This is a genomic window from Flavobacterium sp. DSP2-3-1, from assembly GCF_049896865.1.
Taxonomy (GTDB): domain Bacteria; phylum Bacteroidota; class Bacteroidia; order Flavobacteriales; family Flavobacteriaceae; genus Flavobacterium.
On sequence record NZ_JAFCVD010000007.1, the window covers coordinates 238,225 to 250,793 of the forward strand.

Genomic DNA, 12,569 nt, shown 5'->3' on the forward strand with positions numbered 1-12,569 from the left:
TTGTACTTTTGCAAACTGAAAATTCGAAATTATGATTATTGTAAAATCACGAGAAGAAATAGAATTAATGCGCGAAAGTGCATTGATCGTATCCAAAACATTAGGAATGATTGCTTCTGAAATCAAAGAAGGAGTCACAACGTTATATCTGGACAAATTAGCCGAAACATTCATTCGTGATCATGGAGCTGAACCAAGTTTTCTTGGATTATATGGTTTCCCAAATTCACTATGCATGAGTCCAAATGCGCAAGTAGTTCATGGGATTCCGAACAACACACCTTTAAAAAGTGGTGATGTAATTTCAGTAGATTGTGGCGCATACAAAAATGGATATCACGGCGATCACGCGTATTCTTTCGAGATAGGTGAAGTCTCTCCTGAAACTAAAAAATTATTGCAGGTAACCAAAGATAGCTTGTACGTTGGCATCCGCGAATTCAAATTAGGAAACCGCGTAGAAGATGTTGGAAACGCAATTCAAAAATATACCGAATCGCATGGTTATGGTGTGGTTCGTGAATTAGTGGGTCACGGCTTGGGCCAAAAAATGCATGAAGATCCTGAAATGCCTAATTATGGCAAAAAAGGCAGAGGAAAACTTTTTGTAGAAGGAATGGTTGTCGCGATTGAACCAATGATTAATATGGGAACCCGAAACATCAAGCAACACAAGGACGGCTGGACAATCACGACTGCTGACGGAAAACCAAGTGCCCATTTTGAACATGACGTTGCTATTATCGATGGAAAACCGGAAATTTTATCCACGTTTGCTTATGTTTATAAAGCGTTGGGAATTGTGAGTACTGAAGAAGATGAGTTTAGACAAAAACCTTTTATAATTTAAACACAGATTCCACAGATTTACACAGATTAAATTTTCAAAAAAATGGCGGAATTTTATTTAAAAGAAGAAACATACAAAATTATAGGATTGTGTATGGAAGTTCACAAAATTCTTGGCAAAGGTCATAACGAGAATGTATATGGAGATGCTTTAGAATATGAATTAAAGAAAAATGAAATTCCTTACAACAGAGAATCCAAATATAATATAGCGTACAAAGACACCATTTTACCAAGTTATTATTTTGCAGATTTTGTCGCTTTTAATGAAATTATTTTAGAAATAAAAGCAATTCAAAGTTTAACTAGTGGTGAAATAAAACAAACTTTAAATTATCTGGCAGCTTCCCAAAACAAACTAGGATTATTAGTTAATTTTGGTGAAGACAGCCTCAAATATCAAAGAATAATTCTTTAATAACAATCTAAAATTAATAAAATTCATATTTTTCACAACTGATTTATTTGTGAAAATTAGTGAAATTCGTGTTTAAATATATCAATTGACTGTGAAAAAACTCTTTAAACTTATACTCAATACCATTCCGCGGCCAATACTTATTCGTTTAAGTTATGTAGCGCGACCAGTTCTTGCATTTGCCTTAAAAGGAACAACATTCACTGATCCTATTGACGGTAAAAGTTTCAAAATGTTTTTGCCATACGGTTACGGAACACAGCGAAATAATGTGCTTTCGCCAAGTACACTCTCTCTGGAAAGACACCGCTTACTGTGGTTGTATCTAAATAAAGAAACTGATTTTTTTAAATCTGAACATGTTTCAGATTCTTCTTTTACCAATACTAAAAGAATCAAATTACGAGATGCTGAAACAAATTCAGCATTAAAAGTTTTGCATTTTGCACCGGAACAAGCGTTTTATAAATTGTTTCGAAACCAAAAAAATCTCGATTACACGACAACCGATTTATTTTCACCGTTAGCAGATGTGAAAGCGGACATTTGTAATTTGCCTTTTGAGGATAATCAATATGATGTTATTCTTTGTAACCATGTTTTAGAACACATTCCGGATGACACAAAAGCCATGCAGGAATTGTATCGCGTTTTGAAGCCCGGTGGAATGGCAATTTTACAAATTCCACAGGATTTGTCCAGAGCAACAACTTTTGCTGATGACACCATTACGGATCAAAAAGAACGTGCTAAAATCTTTGGTCAATACGATCACGTTCGGATTTATGGCCGTGATTATTTTGATAAATTACGAAGTATCGGTTTCAAAGTAATTGAAGAAGATTACACTGATAAAATTGCACCCGAATTAGTAGAAAAATATTGCTTGGCCGAAGGGGAAATTATCCCGATTTGTTTTAAGTAATTCACCATAAAAAAACCTGCTAAAGTTAATTTTAGCAGGTTTTTAGTTTATAACTAAATTGGTTTATTTTTTTTCTGGCATCAACATTCCAATTACTTTATCTTTGGTAAGATATTTTTTGGCAATGTTCTGAATATCTTTTGCATTAACTGCATTTACAGCTTCCTCAAATTTCAAAACCTCTTCAGGACTATTTCCATTGATGTAAGATCTTGTAAAGTTAGACAACCAGTATCTGTTTTCTTTGCTGTCTTTTCTGAAATCAGCCAGTTCCCCTTCTTTGAATTTTGCCACATCTTTTTCATCCGGTCCATTATCGATGATGTTTTGAAGTTCTTTTAAAGCGGAGGCTGTTAATTTTTCAGCATTATCCGGTCCACATGGAAAACCAATATTGAAACTATATGAACCATTTGGAATTTTATTCAAACTTCCTCTTGCGGACACGCCATATACTCCACTTTCGTTTTCACGCAATTGTTCAATCAATTTTATGGTCAATACTTCGCCAAGTGCCTGCATTGTCATGGCATCTTTAGTTGAATAAGTTGCATCTCCATAATACATAATCGTCACGGTACTTTTAGGATCTGCTCCCTTGTTGACTACTTTTTTCAAGTCTCCTTTTAACATTCGGTAACCTAAATCAACTGCTTTCTCTTTTTTATCAGTGGCTGGTAAAGACGCTAAATATTTGATAGAATACGCTTCCATAATTTTATCATCAATATTTCCAACGAAATAAAACTCAAAATCAGAAGCATTAGCAAAACGTTCTTTGTATTTATTGTAGGCTAACTTGTAATCTGTTTCTGCCCATGATTTATCAGTGGGCATAACTCCGTTGAATCTTGGATTTTCTTTGTTTAAATACGTATAAAACTCTTGCTGAAAATAGTTTAGTGGTTGCGAAGCCATATTCTTAAAGAAACTAGACTGTTTTTGTTTAAAGCCTTCAAAAGCTTCAGGATCATAGTTCAAATCCGTGAAATAAGCATACGTCATTTGGAACAGATATTCTAAATCCTTAGGAGTAGCATTCCCTCTTAAACCCTCAGTAGTTCCCCCTATATATGGATTTACTCTCGCTATTTTACCCGTCATAAATTTATTGATATCATTCAATTTTAATCCGGAGAATCCGGCTTCTGCCAAAGCTCCATTTGCAAATTGAACTTTTTTCATATCTTCATTAGAATATAAATTAGATCCTCCAAGACTCACTGCCTCAAAAAGAACCTCATCATTCTTAAAATCTGTATTTTTGTAAACTACTTTTACACCATTGGATAAAATTAAAGTCTTTGTTCCAATTTTAGCATTGCTTTCACGCTTAACAATAGTACCATTTTTAACTTCATTTCTTAATAAACTTGTAGCAACAACAGCATCTTCATAAGGCTTAATATCATCTGTATTGATTTTCAAAACCTCTAAAACTTGTTGTTCTGTAACTTTTTTCAAGCCTTCTTTTTCAGGACCAGTCAGAATAACAACGCGGTTATCCTCTTTAACATAATCCTTAATCAAATTGTTTACATCCTTCAAATCAATCAAAGGCATCAATTGTTTCATCGTTTGATACGTCCATTCGATTCCGGGAACGGGCTCTTTTTCCAAAAAATTAGATTGGTATTCTCCAACAAAATTCACGGAGTTGGTTTTATCTCTGTCATTGTACGCTTTTTCAATAGCAGCAAGAAATTCTGATTTAGAACGATCTAATTCTCCTTGAGTAAATCCAAATTTCTTAGCTCTTTCATTTTCAGTCACCAACACTTTTAAAGCGCTTAATTGTTTATCTTCCTGAGACATCGCCAAAGATTGATATGCTTTTTTATTTCGGGCAAAAGTTCCTCCGTAATACGAATATCCATAAGTAAATGGCGGTGTCGCTGAGTTAGTCAATTCACCCAATCGAGTATTTAACAACGTTGAGAATAATCCCTCAACAATATAATTCTTAAAATCACCAACATTCACTACTGGTTTTGGAGCGCCGTAATCTTTGTACATCAATTGTACTTGAGCGCTTGACGCTTCTTTATCACTTTCAACAGCTATAAAAGTTTCCTTATGATTAGGAACGTCATAAAATTTTCTAGGTTTTTCATTAGCTGGATTTTTATACCCTGAAAAATGAGAAATAATCTTCTGCTCCATGGCAGCAACATCAATATCACCTACGACAATTACGCTCATCAAATTTGGACGGTACCAATCCTTGTAAAAATTAATTAACGACTGGTGTTTGAATTTTTCTAAAATTTCTCTTTGACCAATTGGCAAACGCTCCGCATAATGAGATTCATGCATCATTTTAGAAATATAACGTGCCTGCATTCTTTTTCCGGCTCCTAAACCTAACCTATATTCTTCCAGAACAACTCCTCTTTCTTTATCAATTTCTTCTGAAGTCAAAACCGTATTAAAAGCCCAATCTTCAATAATTTGAAATCCTTTTTCCAATTTTTCAGGATTGTCTGATGGAATTGGTAAAAAATAAACTGTTTCATCAAAACTGGTGTAGGCATTTAAATGTTGTCCAAACTTTACACCGATACTCTGTAAATAATCAACCAATTGGTTTTTTGGAAAGCGCTTGGTTCCATTAAAACACATGTGCTCCATAAAATGCGCTAATCCTTGTTGGTCATCAGTTTCTAAAATAGATCCCGCATTGACGACTAAGCGCAAATCTACTTTGTTTTCCGGTTTGGCATTTTTCTTGATGTAATAGGTTAATCCATTTTCCAATTTTCCAGTCTTCACGCTCGGATCAAAAGGAATGGCTTTTGAATAATCCATTTGTTGGGCAAAAGCCGCTAATGGAAAAAGCAAAACGCCAAATACTAATTTGTTGATTTTTTTCATAAGGTTTGTTTATTTAAAGTAAAACTAGCTAGTTAGCAATTAAAAATAACTTGGATTAAGATAAAATTAACAGATATTACGCACAAAAAAAATAGTGACCTAAAAACACATCATTTACCAAAAACAAAAGGTAATTGTTATATTTACCCAATCATAAGTTCTAGACAATGACGAAACCTTTTCTCAAAATAGCTTTTCTTATTCTCAGTGTATTTTTTTCCTGTTTTTCTTTTGCGCAAGCAGAAAAAGAAATCGCCCCTCCGTACCACATCAAGACTATTTCTTTTATTCAGAATAACCAAAATATAATTCCATTTTTAAAATTAGGAGAAGGATTTCAATTAGAATTTGATGATCTTTTTGGCAATGAAGCCAATTATTATTACGAAATAATTCATTGCGATTACAACTGGAACCCAACCGCAATCCCTAAAAATGAATACCTGGAAGGTTTTGACAATCAAAGAATTCAGGATTACACCAATTCATTCAACACTTTGCAAATCTACTCGCATTACAAATTAGCGATTCCAAATCAGTTTACGCAACAATTAAAGATCAGCGGAAATTACATGATTAAAGTATTGGACGAAAACAAAGAAGTAGTGTTTTCCAGAAAATTTATTATCTATGAAGATTTGGTTACGGTTCCCATTCAGGTGAAAAGAGCGCGAACAATAAGCAATATTGAAGCAAAACAAAATTTGGATTTCAGTATCAAATCGAATACAATTACGTTCCAAAATCCGCTGCGAAACGTCAAAGTGCTTGCGCTTCAAAACGGGCAATGGAAAACAGCTCTAAAAAACATTGCGCCTCAATACACCATTGGCAATGATTTAATTTACAAATACGATAGCGAAACTCAGTTTTGGGCGGGAAACGAATTTCTATTTTTTGAAAACAAAGACATACGATCCGCAAGCAACAATGTAGCCCGAATCGATTCTAATACGCCCATTTATGGGTCATTTCTGTTTACCAGTGATGCAAGAGCAAACCAGCCTTACTCATTCACTCAAGATGTAAATGGCGGTTTTGTTATCAATAATTTAAATGTAACGAAGAGCGAAATCGAAGCGGATTATGCCTGGGTATATTTCAGCCTTTCGGCACCCAGTTTCCGATTGAACAAAAACATTTATGTCACTGGAATGTTCAATAATTACAACTTAAGTCCTGAATTTAAAATGGATTACAATTCTAAAAAGGGAATTTATGAGAAAGCCATTTTAATTAAACAAGGATTTACAAATTTTCAATACACGGTCGCTGATGACCAAGGAGTCATTGATCAGGAAAATGCAATAGACGGCAATTTCTACCAAACAGAAAATGAGTATACCATTCTAGTTTATTATAGAGAAAACATTGACCGATACGACAGAGTTGTGGGCAAAGGAATGGCGAGTTCCGTAAATATAATTAACTAAAAAACTTTTTTGACTTTTAACAAAAAGATACCATTTTTTTGTAAATTTGTCAATAATAATCACATATTCATCCATTTAACATGGTTTCTCAAATAACAAGAGGTATAAAAATTTCGGTATTGACTAGTTTTGAGGGTACTTACTTCAAAAACTACAAGATCCATTTTGCCTTTAGTTACGTAATCACAATCGAAAATCACAGTAAGGATTCTGTTCAGTTGATTTCCCGCCATTGGGAAATTTTTGATTCTTTAAATGAAATCGAAATTGTTGATGGCGAAGGTGTAATTGGAAAAAAACCAGTTTTGAAACCTGGTGAATTGCATACATACAGTTCTGGCTGTTTACTTTCTTCACCGTATGGCGCAATGAAAGGGTATTTCAACATGATCAATTTTACCTCCACAAAAAATTTCAAAGTAATAGTTCCTACTTTCAGATTATGCGCTCCTTTTGCCTTGAATTAAAATTCATTTTTATTTTTTTAGTAGATCATTTAGCACCCGTAATTGAAAGTACCAATAGAGGAAGCAATTAATTAAAAGTCTTCGTCATCCTTTTATTTTTTTATAAGTAAAACAAAAGCTCCTAAAATCGCTCTTATTTCACAAGAAAAAATACAAAGAGACCGCATCAATTTTACCATTTCTATCTGACTTAATACACAATAATCAAAAGTTGTTACTTTTAGTTTACAGCAAAAAATGTCTTTTTTCAAACAATCCTTCGTACTTTTGTGACTTATTAAAAAAGACATTACAAGGATTTCTAATTTTATAATTTTACAAATATGTTAAAAGGATTTTTTCATGTACCAAAAGCGGTAAACGAACCAGTAAAAGGTTATGCACCAAATTCACCAGAAAAAGCAGCTGTACAAGCAGCTTACACAAAAATGTGGAATTCTAAAATCGACGTGCCATTATATATTGGAAGCGAAGAAATTAGAACTGGAAACACAAAAAATATGACTGCTCCTCACGATCACAAACACGTCGTAGGAACCTATCATTTAGCCGAAAAAGTACATGTTGAGCAAGCAATTGCAAACGCATTAGAAGCTAAAACAGCGTGGGCAAATATGGCTTGGGAACAAAGAGCAGCTATTTTCCTGAAAGCAGCTGAACTTATTGCTGGTCCTTACAGAGCGAGAATAAATGCTGCAACTATGATTGCACAATCTAAAAACATACATCAGGCAGAAATTGATGCTTCTTGTGAGTTTATTGATTTCTTACGCTTCAATGTAGAATTCATGACGCAAATTTACGGTGATCAGCCTAGTTCAAATTCAGATATGTGGAACCGCTTAGAATACAGACCTCTTGAAGGTTTTGTATACGCGATTACTCCATTCAACTTTACTGCCATTGCCGGAAATCTTCCCGCAAGTGCTGCAATGATGGGTAATGTTGTGATCTGGAAACCAAGCGACAGCCAAGTTTTCTCTGCACAAATCATTATTGAAGTATTTAAAGAAGCTGGTGTTCCTGATGGTGTTATCAACGTTGTTTTTGGAGATGCTTTGATGATTACCGACACTGTTTTGGCAAGCCGTGATTTCGCAGGAATTCACTTTACAGGTTCAACTCATGTATTCAAAGATATTTGGGCAAAAATTGGGACTAATATTCATCATTACAAAACCTACCCAAGAATTGTAGGAGAAACTGGGGGAAAAGACTTTATCATTGCGCACTCAAGTTCAAATCCAAAACAAGTGGCAACAGGAATTGTTCGCGGTGCATTTGAATTTCAAGGTCAAAAATGTTCAGCAGCTTCAAGGTCTTACGTTCCTAGAAGTTTGTGGCCAGCAATTAAAGAACAACTGATCACCGACACCAAATCCATGAAAATGGGTTCTCCGGAAGATTTTGGTAATTATATTACTGCAGTGATTCATGAAGGATCTTTTGACAAATTGGTCAGCTTTATTGACCAAGCTAAAAAAGATGCTGATGCTGAAATAATAGTTGGAGGAAATTACGACAAATCTGTTGGTTATTTTATTGAACCAACTATAATTGTAACTACCAATCCTCATTACACGACTATGGAAACCGAATTATTTGGACCTGTAATGACAATTTTCGTTTACGAAGACAACAAATGGGAAGAAACTTTGGAAATAGTTGACACAACTTCAGAATACGCGCTAACAGGTGCTGTTTTCAGTCAAGACCGTTATGCAATTGAGCAGGCAACTACCAAATTGCAAAATGCAGCCGGGAACTTCTATATCAATGATAAACCAACCGGAGCCGTTGTAGGAATGCAACCTTTTGGTGGTGCAAGAGCATCTGGAACGAATGATAAAGCAGGTTCAGCATTGAATTTATTGCGTTGGGCTTCGCCAAGAACGATCAAAGAAACTTTTATCACTCCAGAAGATTACAGATACGCGTTTTTAGGAGAGTAAAGTCATTGCGAGGAACTAAGCAACCTCATTTAGATATGTAAAAAACCGAGAGAAGTTTAATTGATTTGAATTTCTCTCGGTTTTGTTTTATTACTGTCATTGTGAGGAACGAAGTAATAACTTAACTCGTAAACTTCAACGGCACATGCACCACTTTCTTTGTTTCAAAGAATTCATCTTCAAAGAAATCAGCTAAATTGTATTCAGTAGCTTTTGGAAAATCTTTCAATTCTTCGGTTAAATCGCCTCCTTTTAAATAAAGAATTCCGTTTTTCAATTCGTGTTTATTGTTCTTTTTGATTTTGGTTTTCACCCAAGAAACAAAATCCGGCATATTCGTCACGGCGCGACTCACGATAAAATCGAAATCTCCTTTTACATTTTCAGCACGCATTTGCTCCGCTTTTACATTTTTCAATTCCAATCCTTCGGCAACAGCCTGGACCACTTTTATCTTTTTGGCAATAACATCAATCAAATAAAAACGGGTTTCCGGAAAAAGAATCGCCAATGGAATTCCAGGAAATCCTCCACCAGTGCCTACATCCAGAATATACGTTCCGGGTTCAAAGTTTATTATTTTGGCTATTCCCAATGAATGCAAAATATGTTTGATGTACAAGGCATCAATATCTTTTCTCGAAATAACATTGATTTTTTCATTCCAATCGTGGTATAAAAAATTCAGTTTTTCGAACTGTTCTTTCTGAATATCAGTTAAATTAGGAAAATACTTAAGAATCTCGTCCATCTATTAATTTTTTAACAAAAGTAATACTTTAGAGTTAAAATATTTATGTCAAATTTGTATATCCAAAAATTTATAATAATTACCTTTGAACTTTATTAAATACATATGAATAATAATGCTCCAACATTTGCTAAGCAAGATAGCTTAAAGTTCTTTAGAACACTTAACTCACGGGTTAACAACTACTTTAAAGAAAACAACATACAAAAAACAGGCAACTGGAAACTATATGTAAAAACTATGATTCTCTTTTCGGTTTTCCTGGCGCCTTACTTTTTAATTCTAACACTTGGCATGCCATTTTGGGCACATCTTCTGTTGACAATAGTTATGGGAATTGGAATGGCAGGAGTAGGAATGAATGTGATGCATGATGGAAATCATGGCTCCTATTCTAATAAAACTTGGGTCAACAAATTCATGGGTGGAACTATTTATGTTTTGGCAGGAAATGTATACAACTGGCAAGTGCAACATAATGTTTTACATCATACTTATACAAACATTCCGGGTCATGATGAGGATTTAGATGCCGGACGTGTGATTCGTTTTACAAAAGATGCCAAATGGTATAACTTTCACCGTTTTCAGCAATATTATTCGGTATTCTTATACGGATTGTTAACGTTCAATTGGGCTATCACAACTGACTTTAAACAGATGAGAAGCTACTTGAAAAGAAAATTATCTTACGGAGAAGCAAAAAGCCCAAAAACACTTTGGACGACTCTAATCATCACTAAAATAATTTACGTTTCTATCTGGATCGTGTTACCAATCGTTATTGGAATTACGTGGTGGAAAGTTCTTATCGGTTTTTTTGTTATGCATTACACTGCCGGATTAATTCTAAGTGTTGTGTTCCAGTTAGCGCACGTTGTTGAAGAAACTACAAATCCATCTCCAAATGAATTAGGCGAAATGGACAATACTTGGGCCATTCACCAATTGTTTACTACCACTAATTTTGCTCCAAAAAACAAAATCGTAAACTGGTACACCGGCGGATTGAATCACCAAATTGAGCACCATATTTTCCCAAATATCAGTCACGTACATTATGGTAAAATTGCCAGTATCGTAAAAGAAACCGCTCAAGAATGCAACTTGCCGTATTACGAATACAAAACAATGCGAAGCGCTGTTATTGCCCATTTCAAACATTTGAAAGAGTTGGGAATGAAGCCAGAACTTACATAATCATTAAAAAGCACAACGTTTAGTAAAGATGCACTGCGGTGCATCTTTGCAGGCATCTCTACTTAAATAAAAAACTAACTACAACCTATTAAAATGAATCCATTATCCGATAGAATAAATAATTTATCTACCTCTCAAACATTAGCAATGGCTGCTTTAGCCAGAGAATTAAAATCACAAGGAAAAGACATCATTAGTTTGAGCTTAGGAGAACCGGACTTTAATACACCTGATTTTATAAAAGAAGCGGCTAAAAAGGCGATTGACGAAAATTACAGTACTTATTCTCCGGTAGAAGGATATTTAGAATTAAAAGAAGCCATTTGCAGAAAATTCAAAAGAGACAATGATTTAGAGTACAAACCCTCTCAAATTGTAGTATCAACAGGAGCAAAACAATCGTTATACAACATAGCTCAAGTAATGCTAAACGATGGTGACGAAGTAATTTTACCGGCTCCTTACTGGGTTTCGTATTTCGAAATTGTAAAATTATCAGGTGGGATTCCTGTAGAAGTTCCAACTTCTGTCGACACTGATTTCAAAATCACACCAGAACAATTAGAAGCAGCGATCACACCAAAAACAAAAATGATGTGGTTCAGTTCACCTTGTAACCCAAGCGGATCGGTATACAACAGAGAAGAATTAACGGCTCTTGCCAAAGTGTTGGAAAAACACCCACACGTATATGTTGTCGCTGACGAAATCTACGAACACATTAATTTCTCTGGAACTTTTTGCAGCATCGCATCCATCCCGGGAATGTTAGAACGAACAATCACCGTAAATGGAGTAGCCAAAGCTTTTGCTATGACAGGATGGAGAATTGGATATATTGGCGCACCAGAATTCATCGCCAAAGCGTGTACAAAAATTCAAGGACAAGTAACAAGTGGTGCCAATAGTATTGCACAACGCGCTACTATTACCGCAGTAGATGCTGACCCAAGTGTTCTAAAACACATGGTGGACGCTTTCCATAGCCGTAGAGATTTAGTCGTTGGATTGCTAAAAGATATTCCAGGAGTAAAAATCAACGTTCCCGAAGGTGCTTTTTATGTATTCCCAGACGTTTCCTCTTTCTTCGGAAAAACATTAAGAGGAACGTTTATCAAGGATGCCAATGATTTTTCTATGTATCTTTTGGGCGAAGCTAATGTAGCAACCGTAACCGGTGACGCATTTGGTAACCCAGACTGTATCCGTTTTTCTTACGCAACCAGCGAAGAATTGCTAATTGAAGCCTTACGCCGAATAAAAGAAGTAGTGGCTCTATAGTAAAAAGTCTTAAAGTTGAAAGTTGGAAAGTCAAAAATCCAACTTCCAGTATACAAACAAAGCCTCAAGATTTTCTTGGGGTTTTGTTGTATTTGGGCGTGACCACAAGGGTCGGGCTTTTCGCTGCAATCTTTATATTTTTGAAGAAAAAATATAAAGGATTTCCGCTGCATTCCCTCACGCAAACCCTGCCAAAATTCTATTTATTCTAATCCAGTACAGGCTGCTTGCTGGCTGTCCCAACACTTTTAAATACACCCAGGAAAACAATGAAATTTCTGATGCTTTATGTTTTTTATTGCAGGATTCAAGTTATAAATGCAACTTTTTGATTAAACATAAAATTAGGTGTTTCAAAATTAAATCTTTTTCTTGGTCTATTGTTTAATTTCTCTTGTATTTCTATAATTCTCTCTGGA

General features: G+C 34.9%; 10 protein-coding genes and 1 pseudogene. 8 read left to right on the plus strand and 3 right to left on the minus strand.

Annotated features, from left to right (window positions below; translation table 11 throughout):
• Positions 1-31 precede the first annotated feature (31 nt).
• The 3 genes from map to ACP7AT_RS10220 all read left to right on the plus strand — a co-directional run bounded on the left by map (position 32) and on the right by ACP7AT_RS10220 (position 2,192).
• The gene (gene map, locus ACP7AT_RS10210; RefSeq protein WP_426064219.1) at positions 32-850 is read left to right on the plus strand and encodes a type I methionyl aminopeptidase; all 819 of its coding nucleotides are present in this window, start codon (positions 32-34) and stop codon (positions 848-850) included.
• Positions 851-892: 42 nt separating this feature from the next.
• Entirely contained in the window at positions 893-1,267 is a 375-nt protein-coding gene (locus ACP7AT_RS10215) for a GxxExxY protein (protein ID WP_426064220.1), read from the plus strand.
• Positions 1,268-1,358: 91 nt separating this feature from the next.
• Positions 1,359-2,192: a class I SAM-dependent methyltransferase gene (locus tag ACP7AT_RS10220; RefSeq protein ID WP_426064221.1), complete on the plus strand. Its 834-nt coding sequence runs from the start codon at positions 1,359-1,361 to the stop codon at positions 2,190-2,192.
• Positions 2,193-2,255: 63 nt separating this feature from the next.
• Here the strand turns inward: ACP7AT_RS10220 and ACP7AT_RS10225 are convergent, their stop codons facing one another.
• The gene (locus tag ACP7AT_RS10225; protein ID WP_426064222.1) at positions 2,256-5,066 is read right to left on the minus strand and encodes a M16 family metallopeptidase; all 2,811 of its coding nucleotides are present in this window, start codon (positions 5,064-5,066) and stop codon (positions 2,256-2,258) included.
• 167 nt (positions 5,067-5,233) lie between these two features.
• Here ACP7AT_RS10225 and ACP7AT_RS10230 point away from each other — a divergent pair, with 167 nt between their 5' ends.
• The 3 genes from ACP7AT_RS10230 (at position 5,234) to pruA (ending at position 8,918) form a co-directional block, all read left to right on the plus strand.
• Positions 5,234-6,499 carry a DUF5103 domain-containing protein gene (locus tag ACP7AT_RS10230; RefSeq protein ID WP_426064223.1) on the plus strand — a complete coding sequence of 422 codons (1,266 nt, stop codon included), beginning with the start codon at positions 5,234-5,236 and terminating at the stop codon, positions 6,497-6,499.
• Positions 6,500-6,579: 80 nt separating this feature from the next.
• Positions 6,580-6,966, plus strand: coding sequence for a Co2+/Mg2+ efflux protein ApaG (apaG, locus tag ACP7AT_RS10235; RefSeq protein ID WP_091202696.1), 387 nt, complete (start codon positions 6,580-6,582; stop codon positions 6,964-6,966).
• A 323-nt stretch (positions 6,967-7,289) separates the two neighbouring features.
• Positions 7,290-8,918 (plus strand): L-glutamate gamma-semialdehyde dehydrogenase, encoded by a 1,629-nt coding sequence (gene pruA / locus ACP7AT_RS10240; protein ID WP_426064224.1) that lies wholly within the window; start codon positions 7,290-7,292, stop codon positions 8,916-8,918.
• A 121-nt stretch (positions 8,919-9,039) separates the two neighbouring features.
• Here the strand turns inward: pruA and rsmG are convergent, their stop codons facing one another.
• Positions 9,040-9,669, minus strand: coding sequence for a 16S rRNA (guanine(527)-N(7))-methyltransferase RsmG (rsmG, locus tag ACP7AT_RS10245; protein ID WP_426064225.1), 630 nt, complete (start codon positions 9,667-9,669; stop codon positions 9,040-9,042).
• 105 nt (positions 9,670-9,774) lie between these two features.
• On the opposite strand from rsmG, the gene ACP7AT_RS10250 reads away from it, so the two are divergent.
• Together ACP7AT_RS10250 and ACP7AT_RS10255 are read left to right on the plus strand one after the other, a co-directional pair.
• The gene (locus tag ACP7AT_RS10250) at positions 9,775-10,869 is read left to right on the plus strand and encodes a fatty acid desaturase family protein (protein WP_426064226.1); all 1,095 of its coding nucleotides are present in this window, start codon (positions 9,775-9,777) and stop codon (positions 10,867-10,869) included.
• Between the two features lie 93 nt (positions 10,870-10,962).
• Positions 10,963-12,150 carry a pyridoxal phosphate-dependent aminotransferase gene (locus ACP7AT_RS10255; RefSeq protein WP_426064227.1) on the plus strand — a complete coding sequence of 396 codons (1,188 nt, stop codon included), beginning with the start codon at positions 10,963-10,965 and terminating at the stop codon, positions 12,148-12,150.
• Positions 12,151-12,457: 307 nt separating this feature from the next.
• Here ACP7AT_RS10255 and ACP7AT_RS10260 read toward each other — a convergent pair.
• A pseudogene (locus ACP7AT_RS10260) lies at positions 12,458-12,569 on the minus strand (IS30 family transposase); the annotation flags it as partial.